Raw genomic sequence first — 15,058 nt, 5'->3', positions numbered from 1 at the left:
GCTTATGGACCCGATCTGGGCAGTCGGCCTGATGACCGGAACCGTTCTGGACGGCAATATCGATGTGGCGCTTTTGAAAACCGATGGTCAAACCGTCTCCCAATTCGGCGCCTATAGGCTTGCGCCCTATGACCCTTCAATCCGCGACCTGCTTGTCGAAACGCTCGATGCCGCCCGCACATGGAATTTTGACGGCCCCGAACCCGCAATCTTTGCCGAGGCGGAAGAAAAACTGACCCGCGCGCAGGCCGAGGCGGTGCGTATGCTGGTCACAGACAGCGGGCTTGCGCTTTCCGATATTGGAATCGTTGGTTTCCACGGCCAGTCCGTGCTTCATCGCGCACCCCAACCCGGCCGCATCGGCGACACACGGCAATTGGGCGACGGTCAGTTGATGGCCGATATGCTCAGGGTAAAAGTCGCCTACGATTTCCGTACCGCCGACATACGCGCGGGCGGACAGGGCGCGCCGCTTTCAGCAATCTACCATCAGGCGCTTTTACGCAATCTCGACCTGTCCGGCGCAACCGCCGTGCTTAATCTTGGCGGCGTGGCCAATATCACCTGGACCGATGGCGAAAAGTTGGTCGCCTTCGATACCGGTCCGGCCAATGCCCCGATCAACGATTTCGTCAAGGCACGAACGGGAGAGGATATGGACAAGGGCGGGAAACTGGCACGCGCCGGGCGCGTCGATGAGGATCGTCTGACAGCCCTGCTCGATCATCCCTATCTCAAGGCCCCCTATCCCAAGTCTCTGGATCGTTTCGACTTTTCCGAAACAATGGCCGATGGCTGCTCGCTCGAAGATGGCGCAGCGCTCTTGACCGCCTTCACCGCTTCCGCCGTTGGCCGCGGGCTGGACCTCTTGCCCAAGCGCCCGCAAAAACTGATCGTTTGTGGCGGCGGGCGGCACAACCCCGCCATTATGGAGGCGCTGAACCAGCGCGCAAAGGTCGAGGCGCTGCCCGCAGAAAGCGTCGGCTGGCGCGGGGATGCAATCGAAGCGGAATGTTTTGCCCTGCTTGCCGTGCGTACCCTGCGCGGTCTGCCGATCAGTTTTCCCACCACAACCGGAGTTCCGCATCCCATGACAGGCGGCCGGCTTACGGCTTGAGCTTGACGCCCCGGCGTGGCGGCTTTGGCCGCGCGCCATTGACCCCGATGGCGCAGGCGGCAATCACAAGCCCACCGCCAAGCCAGAGGCTTGCCCCCGGCACTTCCGCAAACAGCACGAAGCCGAAAAACGCGGCCCAGAGCAGGCCGGTATAATCGACGAGCGAGAACAGCGAAGCCGGGATCATCCGCAGTGCGGTCAAAAGCAGGATATAACAGATTGCGCCCAACGCACCGATCCCGACAAAGGCGAACCAGTCGTCAGGTCCGGGCATAACAAAGACCGGCAGGGCGAAGGGCAGGGCAATCAGGCCAGACAGCATGGCCTGCGCAAAAGTCGTCGCCACCGCGCCCTCATCTGTCGCGTGCCGCTTGAGCAGAACCAGCGCCGACGCATAGGTGAAAGGCGCAAGCACGGCGGCAATCCAGGCCAGCGGTGTCGCTTCGCCGGTTGCCGAAACCGCGTCCTCCCCGCCAACGATGATAACGAGCGAACCGGCAAGCCCCATACCAATCGCCATAAGCAACGAGCGGCTCCAGGGCTCCTTGAGCCAGAGCACGCCCAAAAGCGCCATATAGACCGGCGCCGTCATGCCAAGTGCGGTGGCAATCGCAAGCGGTAGATTGGTTACGGCATAAAAGAACAAAAAGGCTGTGAGGCACCCCAGCACCGCCCGCAAACCGTGCCGGGTCAAAAACCGCCATTGCGGCCATGCCCTCCTGGTTAGCGCTATGAAAAGCGCCAGCCAGAGCGCGGCACCGGCAAAGCGGAAAAACACCACCTGCGCGATTGGAAAATTGGCGCCAAGCGTTTTGGCCAGTACGTCCATCAGACACAGCCCGGCAATACCCAATATTGCAAGCGTCAGTGCTTTTGACGCCGTACGTGTTTCGCTCAATCTGTCATCAGCCGTTTTTTGAGAAATGACCGCGTGCGGCCCTGCGGGAAGTCTTCAAGCACACCGAAGACCTCATAGCCAGCCCTTAAATAGACCTTGAGCGCCAAAGGGTTGAAGGTGTCGATATGAGCGCTGTGACACCCACGGGCGCGGGCTTCAACCTCAGCTTTCGCCAAAAGTTGACCGGCCATGCCCTGCCCGCGCGCGTCTTGGTCCAGCCACAGCCATTGCACATAGAGCCAGCCCCAGCCTGTCTGGCCGTAAAGCCCGCCCTTTAGAGCGCCTGCCTCATCATCAATGAAGATGGCGAGGAGCCGCCTTTGCGCAGACCCCACATCGGCATCGTTGAAGTCCATGAGATTGTCGCCAAGCGCTTTCAACCGCTCGGGCTCGGGATTGTCCGTCAGTGTCAGGCTGAACGTGTTCACGCGCGCCCGTCCATGGCGATACGCAGATTGCCACCCGCTTGGGCAAGCACGCTTTCGGCTGCCGCCAGATCGAGCCCTTGCACAATCATAATCGCTGCCAGCTTGATCGAATAATCGGTTTGCACCAGCACCGTTTGCGCAACCTCGGGCTTTGCCCCGGTGATCGCGGCAACGATCTCGGCGGCCCTTATCCGCAATTTCTCGTTTGTCGGGCGCATCTCGACCATCAACCCCTTATAGACATAACCAAGGGCGATCATCACGCCGGTCGAAATGCAGTTGAGCGCGGCCTTTTGCGCTGTTCCCGCCTTCATGCGCGTCGATCCGGCCAGAATTTCAGCGCCGGTATCGAGCAGGATATCGATTTCGCTGACCGCGCCAACCTGCCCGCCCGGATTGTTGTGAATGCCGATGGTCAGCGCGCCCTTTTTGCGCGCATGAGCAAGCCCGGCGATGGTAAAGGGCGTCCGTCCGCTCGCCGCCAGCCCGATCACGACGTCATTGGGGCCGACGCCGTGATGATCGAGCGCTTGCGGCGCCGCGGTTTCGCTGTCCTCGGCCCCTTCCACCGCCTCGATAAAAGCGCCATTGCCCCCCGCCATGAGCGAGATCGCCCGTGCATAGGGCCAGTTGAAAGTCGGCGGCAATTCCGCCGCATCCTGGGTGGCGATGCGCCCCGATGTGCCAGCGCCCAGATAGATAAGCCGCCCGCCCGCTTCCAGGCGTTGTGTGGCTTTCTCAACCGCTTCGGACAGAAGGGGCCGCACCGCATGGACCGCGGCGATGGCGGCAAACTGACCTTCGATAATGCCCTCGATCAATTCGGACCCCGACCAACTTTCGAGATCGGCAAAACGGGCGGCTGCAATTTCTGTCTTGATCATCTATCTGGCTCCGTAATGCTCGGCTGCAAGGCAGGCACCGGAAAGCGCGGCATCCACCTTGGGAAAAACAAGTTCAATATCGTTCAACTCGGCCCTGAGCCGCTCAGTAATCGCCGGATCGAGCGCCAGGACCCCGCCGATAAAGGCAACCGGCTTGTGCCCGCCCCGCGCGACCAGGGCCTGTGCCAGTCGCGCCAACTCGCGCCCCGCCGCATCGAGCAGCCCAAGAGCAGTCTTGTCCCCGGCCCTTGCCGCTTGCGCCACCGCCTGTGCCAAAGCGCCAATCTGCCCGCGATCGCCGCCGTAAATATAGGCGCGCACGCTGTCCCAGTCGCTGCCCCCGATCGCGGCGAAAAGGTGTTCCGCCAAAGGCGTCGTTTCCGCCTCCGGTCCCTTGAGATCGATCTCGCGAAACACAGCATCGAGCGACCTTAGGGCAATCCATGCCCCCGATCCGCCATCATCGATCAGGATACCGCGCCCACCCACACGGATCGGCTCACCATCTTGACCGATATGCAACCCGACACTGCCCGTCCCGGCAGAAACCAGATGCCCTTCGCCCGGCGCAAAGATCGCGCGATAGGCAAGGCTCATGTCATCGCTGGCCCAGATCGTGTCCCGCGGACAGTCCAGCGCCTTGGATAAAATTACGCGTGCCTCTTCGACCGCCTTGCCCCCCAACCCTGTCACGCCGGCATAAAGCCCATCGACAGGCCCGCCGCTTTGCTGGGCGATCTCGGCGATCACCGCGCTAAACCGCGCCCTGGCTTCGGGGTTGAACAAATGCCCGGTCGCCCCTGGCGCGCGGCCCCGGCCAAGTTCGGTGCCTCTGGCATCGGTAAGCACCCAGCGGGTTCCCGTCCCGCCCATATCGATCCCCAGATAGCGGTTCATCCCTGAGCAAGCCCTACGGCAAAGCGCCGTGTGATTTCGCGCGGATTGGTGATCATGGTGCCGACCACGACCGCATGCGCGCCCGCATCGAGCGCGGCGCGGGCAAGTTCGGGCGTATTGAACCGGCCCTCGGCGATAATCGGCACCGAAACGCGTGCCGCCAGCGCTTCGATAAGCGCGAAATCGGGCGCGTCGGGTTTGGGCTGGGTATAGCTTGTATAACCTGACAGGGTTGTCGCGATATAGTCCGCGCCCATGGCTTCGGCGGCAAGCCCTTCCTCAAGCGTTGCAATGTCGGCAAAGACCGGCAGGCCCAGCCCGTCCCGGATACGGCGCACGAGAATGTCGGGAACCTGCCCATCACGCGGGCGCGGCGTGCAGTCGAGCGCAATGATATCGGCTCCCGCAACCTTGAGTGCCTCTGCCGCCGCAAAATCGGGCGTGATATAGACCTCGTAGTCTTCGGAGAACACCTTGTTGATGCCAATGACCGGCAGACCGGCAGCCTTGCAGGCTGCAACATCGTCTGGCCCGTTGGCCCGGATCGCCACAGCGCCGCCATCGCGCGCGGCAAGCGCCATGGCGCCCATGAAATGCGGCCCGTGCAGCGGATTGCCGGCCCGCGCCTGGCACGAGACGATCAAACCGCCTTTTTTGAGCACCGCGCTCACTTGAGCGCTCCCGATGTCATGCCGTTGATGAACTGGCGCGACAAGATGATATAGATCACCGTGATCGGGGCAGCAGCCAGCGTCAGCCCGGCAAACATCACGCCCCAATTGGTCGTATATTCCCCCATGAACGCGGTCAGCCCCTGCGGCAGCGTCTTGAGGGCATCGCGCTGGATAAAGACAAGGGGGAAGAAAAAATCGTTCCAGATCGGCACCAGATTATGGATCGCCGAAATGATCAGCGCCGGGCGGCAGAGCGGCAACAGCACCGACCACATGATGCGCAATTCGCTTGCCCCATCCATGCGCGCCGCATCTTCTAGTTCGCGCGGCAAGGTGCGAATGAACCCGGTCATGATGAAAACCGTCGAGGGCAACCCCATCGCCACATAAACAGCCACAAGCGCCCAATGGGTATTGAGAATGCCAAGATCGCGAAACAGGATGAACAGCGGGATGATCGCGAGCTTGAGCGGCAGGGTCAGCCCCGCCATGAAAAACAGCAGGATAAAGCTGGCACCGAAAAACTCATACCGCGCAATCGCATAGGCCGCCATCGTGCCCAGCACCAGGATCGAAAGAATCGATACTCCGGTCACAAACACCGAATTGAACAGGTAGCGGATGAAATTGGTCTGGGTCCAGACCGATATGTAATTGGAAAGATTGGTGAAATCTGGGATCGCAAAGGGATTGTTGAAAATCTCGGGATTGGATTTGAACCCTGAAAATATCATGATGACGATGGGGAACAGCATCAGGATCGTGTTGGCGATCAGAATGATCTGCAAAAGCCCGTCGCGGCCCAGCGTGCCCAATATCCCCTTATTGTCATAGGCCATGGCCTTCGCGCTTGCCGTGCTCATATCTGGATCTCCCGCTTGCGCAACCGGATGGTCCAGAACGCCGCAACCACCGCGATGAACATGAAGGTCAAGACCGCCAAGGCGCTGCCCCGGCCGAAATCTTGCACCCCGGCAGACTGATTGCCGAAGGCCGTGCGGTAGAAATAGAGCCCCAGAACATCGGTCGAGCCATAGGGCGAACCATCGAGCCCCACCATGATATAGGGCAACTCGAACCAGTTGAACGAGCCGATGAACAAGAGGATAAACACAACCGTGGCGCTTGGCGCAACGAGCGGCCAGACGATCTTGCGGATCAGAACCCATTCGCTATTGGTTTCCATGCGCGCCGCATCGAGCAATTCGGTTGGAATGCGCTGCATACCGGCAAGAAAAACCAGCGTTGGAAACCCCACCCACGCCCAGGCATTGACGAAAATCAGCGAACCTAGCGCGGTCGAGGATTGCCCCAGCCAGGGCTGGGCGAGGAAATCGAGCCCCATGCCACGAAAAATCTGATTTACCGGCCCGAAGATCGGATGAAAGAACAGCTTCCAGAGAAAGCCGATAATGACCGTGGACAGAACCACCGGTAAAAATACCGCCACCCGATGGAACGCGGCGCCGGGCAATTCGCGCCAGAGCGCATAGGCCAGAACGAACCCGAACCCGTTCTGGATGACCATTAGCGAGAAAAAGACGATGACGTTGTTGATAAACGCATTGCGCGTCCAGGAGGCAAACGGTTCGGTAAACAGCACCGTATGGAAATGCTTGAACCCCACGAACTCGCCGCGCTGCAAGCCCTGCCAGTCATAAAAGGCATAGGCAAGCGCCGAAAGGATCGGATAGGCGACAAAAGTCACCATGACCGCAAGCGGGGGCACGATCAGCGCGGTGATCCAAAGCCCTCGTCCGGTAAGACGCAAACGCGGCATGACGTGTGATCCTCCAATCAAAAAGGCTTTGCCATTGGCTCCGGGGCGGCATACACCGCCCCGGAACGCTGATTGCACACTCAGTTCTGGAACGGCTCGTAATAGGTGGCGATACCGTCGGTCACAGCCTGGGCCGCAGCCTGTGGCGTCGATTCACCAGCCATCATGCGCTGGACTTCAGATTGCAACAGCACCGAACCCGATGGCTCCTGATAGCGGAAATGAACGAGCATGATATAGGGAATGGAGTTCTGGTTGAGCTCGGAAATTTCCTGCAAAAGCGCGCTCTCGAACACAACGCCCGGGATCGGCGAGATATTGCCGAGCGTATTGGCAAAAACCTGCCCGAATTCCTGACTCGCCAGATAGGTCAGGAATGTCGCGACCGCTTCGGGATGCTCGGTTTGGGCGTTGCCCGCATAGCCGCCATCGAAAAACAGCCCGACAAGGTGCTGGTCGCCTTCATTGGCCACCGGAGCGGGAAAGACACCCAGATTGAGATCGGGATTCTGGGACCGGAAATTGGCAATCTCGAACGAACCCCCGGCAAACATGCCCGCCATGCCGGACGCAAAGATCTGCTGAGCGGAAGGATAGTCGAGCCCGACAAAGCCGTCCGGGAAGTAATCCTTGATCTCGACAAGCGCCTCGAGCGCGGCCACGAACCGCTCATCGGTAAAGTCGGCCTCCCCCGCCATCAGGTCCTCGTAAAAATCCTGCCCGATGATCGAGGAGCCGAGCGCCGAAACGATGGTTTCATTCTGCCAGGCTTCCGCTGTGCCATTGGCAAAGGCATATAGACCTGCCCCCTGGATGGCTTCGCTTACAGCCAGAAGGTCATCCCAGGTCTGGGGCTCTTCAAGGCCAAGATCGTCGAAAATGTCCTTGTTGTAGATCACCAGCATGGTCTGGGAGGCAAAGGGCACGGCGTAGATCTGGCCATCGGCCCGCAGAGTCTGGGCGGCAAGCGCAGGCTCGGGCAAATCCATCAATCCCGGCACATTCTCATCGTTTAGCGCCATGAGATAGCCACCCCCGGCGACGGTTTCGAACGCGCCATGCGCGCGCACCATCATCACGTCCGGGCCCGAATCCCCGGCCAGAGCCGTCGAGAGGATCGTGTTGTAATTGGCCGCTTCAAAGGCCTCGAAATTCACCGTGATGCCGGGATTTTGTTCCTGGAAGGCATCGATAATGGCCTGATATTGCGCCCGGTCTTCTTGCCGCCATGACCAGAAGCTGATCTCCTGGGCAAAGCTTGGCAGCGCAACACTTGCAGCCGCGAGCGCCGCAACCGAGCGGATTATTGTCTTTTGCATGTTTCCTCTCCTTTGTAGGTCATCCTTGATGGATAGGTTTGGCCGCGCTCATACCACAAGGCGCTGGCCGGATTGCGTATCGAAGAAATGGGCCTGGGCCGCATCGACATGGAGCCGGATCTTCTCATCCGCCTCATAAAGCGCGTTGGGGTGGGTGCGCACCGAAACCAGCGTTCCATCGGCCAGCCGCGCATAGACATAAGCATCGTCACCCAGATATTCGGTATAGACGACACTTGCGGCGAAACCCTCTTCGCCATCTCGTGAAATCGTCAGTGCATCGGGGCGTACGCCCAGCGTCAGCGTGCCATTGGCATTGGCATTGGGCAGATCCTCGATCACAACCGAGCCGCCATCCTCGAGCCCGAGCCGGTTTCCATCCCGGCTGGTCTTGATAAGCGTCATGCGGGGCGATCCAATGAAGGTCGCCACGAACGTATTGGCGGGGGTTTCGTAAAGCGTACGCGGGCTGCCGACCTGTTCGATCCGCCCCAGATTCATGACCACGATCTTGTCGGCCAATGTCATGGCCTCGACCTGATCGTGGGTCACATAGATCATTGTGCCGCCGATATCGCGATGCAGGCGCGCGATTTCGAGCCGGACATCGGAGCGCAGCGCGGCATCTAGATTGGACAACGGCTCATCGAGCAAGAAAACATCCGGCTTGCGCACAAGCGCCCGGCCGATGGCGACGCGCTGGCGCTGTCCGCCCGAAAGCTCGCGCGGCTTGCGCTTTAGCAATTCGCCCAGACGCAGCATATTGGCCGCTTCATCGATCCGTGCATCGATTTCGGTCTGCTTGAGCCCCATCAGCCGCACGCCAAAGGCCATGTTCTCATAGACATCCATATGCGGGTAAAGGGCATAGGACTGGAAAACCATGGCAATGCCGCGCTTTGAAGGCGGCACATCGTTCATCAATTGGCCATTGAGGTGAAACTGGCCTTCCGTAATCGGGTCGAGCCCGGCGATCAGGCGCAAAAGCGTCGATTTCCCGCAGCCCGAAGGCCCGACGAAAACGACGAACTCGCGATCCCCTATGTCGAGGTCGATCCCATGGAGGACTTTGGTGTCCTTGAACTGCTTTTTGACATTGCGCAGCGACAAACGTGCCATCGTTCCTCCAAAACGGTCGCGCCGGGACATACCAACATAAAGCCAATCTGATACCATTTTAGAATTTTCGTCAACCGTGCTCATAGATCGGTATCAGGTGTCACGCGACAGACACCGAAAGCAGTTGCCCCGGTCTCCCCAGGCTGAAAGCAGCGCCGGGAGCACGACAAATGCTTGACTCTTGGGGCAAGAAACATCATAAGCACCGCTGAAAAGCGCATGGGCATTGCCTCTGCGCATATTTTCGTTGACGTCAATACGTTGCCAAAGGCTGGCCGTCGGCGCGGTTTTCTAAAACAAACCACACCGGCAAAAAGACCGCGGGGTTCAAGACTTCAGGGCCCATATACCCGCGGCGCCGTAAGGTGCGGACAATAAGGGAACCGGGAAGCGTCCCGGTGCAAAAAGATATGTTTGCAGTCATCAAGACCGGTGGCAAGCAGTATAAGGTTGCTGCCAATGATCTGGTCCGGATTGAAAAGATCGCCGGCGACAAAGGCGATGTCGTAACGTTTGAAAATGTCCTGATGGTTGGCGCCGATGCCGACGTCACCCTGGGCGCCCCGCTTGTCGATGGCGCCGCGGTAGCCGGTGAAGTTGTCGAGCAGTTCCGTGACAAGAAGGTCATCGTTTTCAAAAAGAAGCGCCGCCAGGGCTATCGCCGCAAGAACGGCCATCGCCAGGAACTGACGCTGGTGCGCATCACCGAAATCCTGACCGGCGGCGCAAAGCCATCGGCCAAAAAGGCTGCAGCGCCCAAAAAGGCAGCGGCACCCAAGGCCGAAGCTGCTGAAGCGGCTCAAGACAAGCCCGCAGCCAAGACGGCGCCTGCGAAAAAGGCCGCCGACAAGGCAGAAGCTGCACCCGCTGCGGAAAAGAAGGAAACCAAGGCAAAGGCTCCTGCAAAGAAGCCCGCAGCCAAGAAGGCCGAAAAGTCGGCCGACAAGGAATAAGGACGGACACCAATGGCACATAAAAAAGCAGGCGGTTCATCCCGCAACGGTCGCGATACAGCCGGTCGGCGCCTTGGCGTCAAGAAGTTCGGCGGCGAAACTGTAATTGCCGGCAACATCATCGTGCGTCAGCGCGGCACCAAGTGGCATCCGGGCACCAATGTCGGCCTGGGCAAGGACCACACGATTTTCGCACTGGTCGACGGCAAGGTCACCTTCGCCACCAAGTCTGGCGGCAAGAGCTTTGTATCGGTTGAACCGGTAAAGGCTGCTGAATAAGGCAGCTTGTATCGGAGCGCTGCCGGAGACCTTCTCCCCGGCGGCCCGTTACGCTAAAGAACAGGGGAGCCGGGTCGACCGGCTCCCTTTTTTGTTTGTGAGTACACACCTTGGCCATGATCGAGAACCAAGCCCTGCGCGCCGCCCTGCCCGACCGGCTGGAAACAGCCCGGCTGATCCTGCGCGCGCCCGATCTTTCTGACGTGCCAGCACTCACCCGTCTTGCCAATAATCGCAAGATTCATGCGATGCTGAGCCGTCTGCCACATCCTTATGGCGAAGACGATGCCACAACCTTTATTTGCGATGTTGCGCGCAGCCAGAGCGAGCAAGCTTATGCCATAATCAGCCGTGAGCACGGTTTTGTCGGTGTTGTCAGCCTGATCCTTGCGCAGAACGAAATGCCCGAAATTGGATACTGGATCGGCGAACCCTATTGGGGGCAAGGCTTTGCGAGCGAAGCGGCGGGCGCACTGCTGGATGCAGCGCTTGCCATTGGTCCTGTAGCGATCAAGGCAAGGGCAATCGCCGAAAATATCGGCTCGCGCCGACTGCTTGAAAAGCTTGGCTTTAGCCTTGTCAGCCAGGCTCTCGGCTCTTGCGGACCCCACAAGGGGGTCGAAATTGCCTTGTATAAGCTCGCGCCCGCGGAAGGCCCCAATGACCAGTCAGCCTGAAATCGAGACCGAACGGCTGGTGCTGCGCCGTCCGCGCCTGCGCGACGGGCCGCGGATCGCCTCGCTTCTGAACAATTACCAAGTCACAAAAAACCTTGCCCGCGTACCCTATCCCTATACGCTTAACATGGCGCTCGACTGGCTCTTGCGGCAAAAGCGCGACTGGACGCCCGAAACCATTACCTTCGCCGTCTGCGAGAAAAAGGGTGGGCTGATCGGCTTTTGCGGCACTCATCGCGAGGGCCAGTTTACCGAAATCGGCTATTGGCTCGGCCAGCCCTATTGGAACAGGGGCTATATGAGCGAGGCGCTTAAGGCGGTGCTTGAGTGGTATTTCGCCAATTCGCAGTCCGACACCCTCATTTCGGGTGTTTTTTACTTCAACACCGCCTCCCTGGCGGTTCAAAAGAAATTCGGTTTCGTTGAGACCGGCATTGGCAAGCGCATCTGTCTTGCCCAGAGCGCCGAGATCGATCATATCGAAACCCAACTGACGCGCAGCGATTTTTTCCGCGCCACGAGGACACAATGAAATTTCTCGATTCTGCCAAGGTCTATATCCGTTCCGGTAATGGCGGCGCCGGCTCGATCGCCTTCCGGCGCGAAAAATTCGTCGAATTCGGTGGCCCCAATGGTGGCAACGGCGGCCGGGGCGGCGATGTGATCGTTGAATGTGTCGATGGGCTCAACACCCTGATCGACTATCGCTACCAACAGCATTTCAAAGCGGGAACCGGCCAGCACGGCATGGGCCAGAACCGGACGGGCTCAGACGGCACCGATGCCGTTCTCAAAGTGCCGGTCGGCACCCAGATCTTTGAAGATGATGGGGAAACCCTGATTGCGGACTTCACCGAAGTCGGCCAGCGCATCACCCTTCTTGAAGGCGGCAATGGCGGCTTTGGCAATGCCCATTTCAAATCCTCGACCAACCAGGCGCCGCGCCGGGCCAATCCCGGCCTGCCGGGCGAGGAAAAATGGATCTGGCTGCGCCTCAAACTGATTGCCGATGCCGGGCTTGTGGGCCTGCCCAATGCGGGCAAGTCCACCTTCCTTTCTGCCGTCACCGCGGCAAAACCGAAAATTGCCGATTATCCCTTCACAACGCTTCATCCCGGCCTTGGCGTGGTGCGCGCGGGCAACCGCGAATTCGTTCTTGCCGATATTCCCGGCCTCATCGAAGGGGCGTCGGAAGGCGCCGGGCTCGGCGACCGCTTCCTTGGCCATGTGGAGCGCTGCGGGGTTCTGGTCCATCTTGTCGATGGCACCCAGGATGATGTCGCTGGCGCCTACAAGACCATCCGCGCCGAATTGCAGGCCTATGGCGGCGGGCTGGCCGAAAAAGAGGAAATCCTTGCGCTCAACAAGATCGATGCGCTCGACCCCGAAACCCTCAAAGAGCGCGCAGAAGCGCTCGAAAAGGCTTCCGGAGGTACGATCCTCACAATTTCGGGCGCCACCGGACTCAACGTCGAAAAAGTGCTCTATGGCGTCCTGGACGTGCTCGACCACAACAAAGACAATGAAGCACGCTCCTCAAAGGTTGAGGCACAGGAAAAATGGGAACCCTGATGCAGGCGCAAGCGTCTCTGACCAATCCTCTGGCGCCCTATCGGCGCCTCACGATCAAGATCGGCTCGGCCCTTCTTGTCGATGGGCAGACCGGTGCCCTGCGCGGCTCATGGCTTGCTGCGCTGGCTACCGACATCGCTGCGCTCAAGGCCACAGGCGCCGAGATCGTTATCGTCTCCTCGGGTGCCATAGCTCTGGGGCGCCGCCTCCTGGGGCTGACCGAGAAAACCCTGCCGCTGGAGAAAAGCCAGGCCGCTGCCGCCACCGGACAGATTGCGCTGAGCCAGGCCTGGTCCCAGCACCTTGCAGCCCATAATATCGTTACCGGACAAATTCTTCTGACCCCCAATATCACCGAGGAGCGGCGCTATTTTCTCAACGCCCGCACGACGATCAACACGCTTTTGAGCCTTGGCGCGGTCCCCATCATCAACGAGAACGACTCGGTCGCCACAGCCGAGATTCGCTATGGCGACAACGACCGGCTCTCCGCCCGCGTTGCGACCATGATCGAAGCCGATGCACTGGTGCTTTTGTCCGATATCGACGGGCTCTATACCGCCCCGCCGACCAAAGACCCCTCGGCAACCCACATTCCGCTCGTGACTGAAATCACCCCCGAGATCGAAGCCATGGCGGGCGGGGCAGCAAGTTTCACCTCACGCGGCGGCATGACGACCAAAATCGAAGCCGGCCGCATCGCAACCCAGGCAGGCACTGCCATGCTGATCGGGCCAGGCACCATCGAGAACCCCTTGCGCCATCTGATGAATGGCGGACGCCATACGCTTTTTGCTCCCGCGCCCACAACCCGGGCCGCACGCAAGCGCTGGATCATGGGCACATTGGACGTCACCGGCCATATAACGATTGATGACGGTGCGGTGCGCGCGCTGAAATCGGGCCGTTCACTGCTGCCCATCGGCGTGGTCCGGGTCCGGGGCGATTTCGGGCGTGGCGATACTGTTGCCGTCCTCGATCTGGAGGGCCGGGAAATCGCACGCGGTCTTGTCAGCCTTGACCGCGAAACCGCCGATCTTGTGAAGGGCAAGAAAAGCGAGACCATCAAGGACTTGCTTGGCCCCTCGACACGCACCGAGCTTGTCCATCGCGACAATCTCGTGCTTTTAGGATAACAGACCCATTATCAGGGAGGCGGAGCATAATGTCGGCATTGGCCGGAGCCATCATCGGAACCGATGACATTGCAAAAATCATGGCCCAGTTGGGCGAAAAAGCCCGCGCTGCTGCGCGCGTACTGGCGCACGCGGACCCAAAGGCCAAGACTCTGGCGCTCAATGAGGCCGCCAATGCGCTCGACGCTGCGCGCGCCGAAATCCTTGAGGCCAATGCCAAAGATATCGAGGCGGCAAAGGCCGGCGGCATGAGCGCAGCCTTTCTCGACCGGCTGGCTTTGACCGATGCGCGCATAAGCGGCATTATCGAAGCGCTCAGAACGGTTGCCGAACTGCCCGATCCTGTCGGCAGCACCATTGCCAATTGGCAACGCCCCAATGGGCTCGATATTTCCCGCGTACGCACCCCGCTTGGCGTGATCGGCGTTATTTTTGAATCGCGCCCCAATGTCACCGCCGATGCTGGCGCGCTCTGCCTCAAGGCTGGCAATGCCGTGATCCTGCGTGGCGGCTCGGACAGCTTTCATTCCTCCCGCGCCATCCATACCTGCCTGCAAAGCGGCTTGCAGGCCGCAGGCCTGCCCATTGATGCGATCCAGATCGTCCCCACCCGTGACCGTGCCGCCGTTGGCGAAATGCTCAAGGGGCTGGATGGCAATATCGATGTCATCGTGCCGCGCGGCGGCAAATCGCTGGTAGGCCGCGTTCAGGCCGAAGCGCGTGTGCCGGTCTTTTCCCATCTTGAGGGCATCGTCCATATCTATGTGGACAAGAGCGCCGCGCTTGAAACCGCAGTAAGCGTGATCGCCAATGCCAAGATGCGCCGAACCGGCATTTGCGGTGCCGCGGAAACCCTGCTCATCCACCGCGACGTCCTCGATACCCATTTGCGACCCATCCTTGACGCGCTGATCGAGAAGGGGTGCGAAATCCGCGGCGATGAAACCGTCGTTGGCCAGATCGCAGACATCGCCACCGCCACCGAGGAGGACTGGCGCACAGAATATGAGGACGCCATCATTTCGGTAAAAGTGGTCGATGACGCCCAGGCCGCAATCGATCACATCGCAACCTATTCTTCCCACCACACCGAAGCGGTGATCGCTGAGGACCCGCTTGTGGTCGAAAAATTCTTCTCGGAAGTGGACTCGGCAATTGTGATGCACAATGCCTCGACCCAGTTCGCCGATGGCGGCGAATTTGGCTTTGGCGGCGAAATCGGGATTGCGACCGGCAAGATGCACGCGCGCGGGCCGGTCGGGGTCGAGCAATTGACGAGCTTTAAATATCTGGTTCGCGGCAACGGGCAGATCCGCCCTTGACGG

At 59.8% G+C, this 15,058-nt stretch carries 16 protein-coding genes and 1 pseudogene; 8 read left to right on the top strand and 9 right to left on the bottom strand.

The window, feature by feature from the left end; genetic code table 11:
* Positions 1-4 precede the first annotated feature (4 nt).
* Complete coding sequence (locus tag EO133_RS00415) at positions 5-1,117, top strand: anhydro-N-acetylmuramic acid kinase (protein ID WP_127070622.1); 1,113 nt, start codon at positions 5-7, stop codon at positions 1,115-1,117.
* Here the strand turns inward: EO133_RS00415 and EO133_RS00410 are convergent.
* The 9 genes from EO133_RS00410 to EO133_RS00370 all read right to left on the bottom strand — a co-directional run bounded on the left by EO133_RS00410 (position 1,107) and on the right by EO133_RS00370 (position 9,116).
* Positions 1,107-2,015 (bottom strand): DMT family transporter, encoded by a 909-nt coding sequence (locus EO133_RS00410; protein ID WP_127070621.1) that lies wholly within the window; start codon positions 2,013-2,015, stop codon positions 1,107-1,109. The genes EO133_RS00415 and EO133_RS00410 overlap by 11 nt on opposite strands.
* The gene (locus EO133_RS00405; protein ID WP_244640559.1) at positions 2,012-2,443 is read right to left on the bottom strand and encodes a GNAT family N-acetyltransferase; all 432 of its coding nucleotides are present in this window, start codon (positions 2,441-2,443) and stop codon (positions 2,012-2,014) included. Before EO133_RS00405 ends, EO133_RS00410 begins: the two co-directional genes overlap by 4 nt.
* A complete protein-coding gene (locus EO133_RS00400; RefSeq protein WP_127070620.1) occupies positions 2,440-3,327 on the bottom strand; it encodes an N-acetylmuramic acid 6-phosphate etherase in 888 nt (295 codons plus the stop codon). Before EO133_RS00400 ends, EO133_RS00405 begins: the two co-directional genes overlap by 4 nt.
* Positions 3,328-4,224, bottom strand: coding sequence for an N-acetylglucosamine kinase (locus EO133_RS00395; RefSeq protein WP_127070619.1), 897 nt, complete (start codon positions 4,222-4,224; stop codon positions 3,328-3,330).
* On the bottom strand, positions 4,221-4,895 hold the full coding sequence (locus EO133_RS00390; RefSeq protein WP_127070618.1) for an N-acetylmannosamine-6-phosphate 2-epimerase: 675 nt from the start codon (positions 4,893-4,895) through the stop codon (positions 4,221-4,223). The genes EO133_RS00395 and EO133_RS00390 overlap by 4 nt, the downstream gene beginning before the upstream one ends.
* Entirely contained in the window at positions 4,892-5,761 is an 870-nt protein-coding gene (locus EO133_RS00385) for a carbohydrate ABC transporter permease (RefSeq protein ID WP_127070617.1), read from the bottom strand. Before EO133_RS00385 ends, EO133_RS00390 begins: the two co-directional genes overlap by 4 nt.
* Positions 5,758-6,678 carry a carbohydrate ABC transporter permease gene (locus EO133_RS00380; RefSeq protein WP_127070616.1) on the bottom strand — a complete coding sequence of 307 codons (921 nt, stop codon included), beginning with the start codon at positions 6,676-6,678 and terminating at the stop codon, positions 5,758-5,760. The genes EO133_RS00385 and EO133_RS00380 overlap by 4 nt, the downstream gene beginning before the upstream one ends.
* Before the next feature lie 80 nt (positions 6,679-6,758).
* Positions 6,759-7,997: an extracellular solute-binding protein gene (locus tag EO133_RS00375; protein WP_127070615.1), complete on the bottom strand. Its 1,239-nt coding sequence runs from the start codon at positions 7,995-7,997 to the stop codon at positions 6,759-6,761.
* Positions 7,998-8,045: 48 nt separating this feature from the next.
* Entirely contained in the window at positions 8,046-9,116 is a 1,071-nt protein-coding gene (locus EO133_RS00370; RefSeq protein WP_127070614.1) for an ABC transporter ATP-binding protein, read from the bottom strand.
* A 410-nt stretch (positions 9,117-9,526) separates the two neighbouring features.
* Here EO133_RS00370 and rplU point away from each other — a divergent pair.
* The 7 genes and pseudogenes from rplU to EO133_RS00335 form a co-directional block, all read left to right on the top strand.
* A pseudogene (rplU, locus tag EO133_RS00365) lies at positions 9,527-9,979 on the top strand (50S ribosomal protein L21); the annotation flags it as partial.
* 102 nt (positions 9,980-10,081) lie between these two features.
* A complete protein-coding gene (gene rpmA, locus EO133_RS00360) occupies positions 10,082-10,348 on the top strand; it encodes a 50S ribosomal protein L27 (RefSeq protein ID WP_127070612.1) in 267 nt (88 codons plus the stop codon).
* 116 nt (positions 10,349-10,464) lie between these two features.
* Positions 10,465-11,025, top strand: a complete 561-nt coding sequence (locus tag EO133_RS00355; protein WP_127070611.1) for a GNAT family N-acetyltransferase — start codon at positions 10,465-10,467, stop codon at positions 11,023-11,025.
* Entirely contained in the window at positions 11,009-11,557 is a 549-nt protein-coding gene (locus EO133_RS00350) for a GNAT family N-acetyltransferase (protein WP_127070610.1), read from the top strand. The genes EO133_RS00355 and EO133_RS00350 overlap by 17 nt, the downstream gene beginning before the upstream one ends.
* Entirely contained in the window at positions 11,554-12,597 is a 1,044-nt protein-coding gene (obgE, locus tag EO133_RS00345; RefSeq protein ID WP_127070609.1) for a GTPase ObgE, read from the top strand. The genes EO133_RS00350 and obgE overlap by 4 nt, the downstream gene beginning before the upstream one ends.
* Entirely contained in the window at positions 12,585-13,733 is a 1,149-nt protein-coding gene (gene proB / locus EO133_RS00340) for a glutamate 5-kinase (RefSeq protein WP_244640560.1), read from the top strand. Before obgE ends, proB begins: the two co-directional genes overlap by 13 nt.
* A gap of 29 nt (positions 13,734-13,762) precedes the next feature.
* On the top strand, positions 13,763-15,055 hold the full coding sequence (locus EO133_RS00335; protein WP_127070608.1) for a glutamate-5-semialdehyde dehydrogenase: 1,293 nt from the start codon (positions 13,763-13,765) through the stop codon (positions 15,053-15,055).
* The last annotated feature ends 3 nt before the right edge of the window (positions 15,056-15,058 follow it).

The sequence above is a fragment of the Pelagibacterium lentulum genome (genome assembly GCF_003992625.1).
In the GTDB taxonomy this organism is placed as follows: domain Bacteria; phylum Pseudomonadota; class Alphaproteobacteria; order Rhizobiales; family Devosiaceae; genus Pelagibacterium; species Pelagibacterium lentulum.
This window is presented reverse-complemented; position numbering and strand designations above follow the sequence as displayed.

What these genes read in the sequence shown, in the direction of transcription:
- EO133_RS00400 (WP_127070620.1), bottom strand. Translation starts at nt 3,327, where the DNA reads ATGATCAAGACAGAAATTGCAGCCGCCCGTTTTGCCGATCTCGAAAGT.
- EO133_RS00350 (WP_127070610.1), top strand. Translation starts at nt 11,009, where the DNA reads ATGACCAGTCAGCCTGAAATCGAGACCGAACGGCTGGTGCTGCGCCGT.
- EO133_RS00385 (WP_127070617.1), bottom strand. Translation starts at nt 5,761, where the DNA reads ATGAGCACGGCAAGCGCGAAGGCCATGGCCTATGACAATAAGGGGATA.
- EO133_RS00355 (WP_127070611.1), top strand. Translation starts at nt 10,465, where the DNA reads ATGATCGAGAACCAAGCCCTGCGCGCCGCCCTGCCCGACCGGCTGGAA.
- EO133_RS00335 (WP_127070608.1), top strand. Translation starts at nt 13,763, where the DNA reads ATGTCGGCATTGGCCGGAGCCATCATCGGAACCGATGACATTGCAAAA.
- EO133_RS00380 (WP_127070616.1), bottom strand. Translation starts at nt 6,678, where the DNA reads ATGCCGCGTTTGCGTCTTACCGGACGAGGGCTTTGGATCACCGCGCTG.
- rpmA (WP_127070612.1), top strand. Translation starts at nt 10,082, where the DNA reads ATGGCACATAAAAAAGCAGGCGGTTCATCCCGCAACGGTCGCGATACA.
- EO133_RS00370 (WP_127070614.1), bottom strand. Translation starts at nt 9,116, where the DNA reads ATGGCACGTTTGTCGCTGCGCAATGTCAAAAAGCAGTTCAAGGACACC.
- EO133_RS00375 (WP_127070615.1), bottom strand. Translation starts at nt 7,997, where the DNA reads ATGCAAAAGACAATAATCCGCTCGGTTGCGGCGCTCGCGGCTGCAAGT.
- EO133_RS00395 (WP_127070619.1), bottom strand. Translation starts at nt 4,224, where the DNA reads ATGAACCGCTATCTGGGGATCGATATGGGCGGGACGGGAACCCGCTGG.
- proB (WP_244640560.1), top strand. Translation starts at nt 12,585, where the DNA reads ATGGGAACCCTGATGCAGGCGCAAGCGTCTCTGACCAATCCTCTGGCG.
- EO133_RS00415 (WP_127070622.1), top strand. Translation starts at nt 5, where the DNA reads ATGGACCCGATCTGGGCAGTCGGCCTGATGACCGGAACCGTTCTGGAC.
- obgE (WP_127070609.1), top strand. Translation starts at nt 11,554, where the DNA reads ATGAAATTTCTCGATTCTGCCAAGGTCTATATCCGTTCCGGTAATGGC.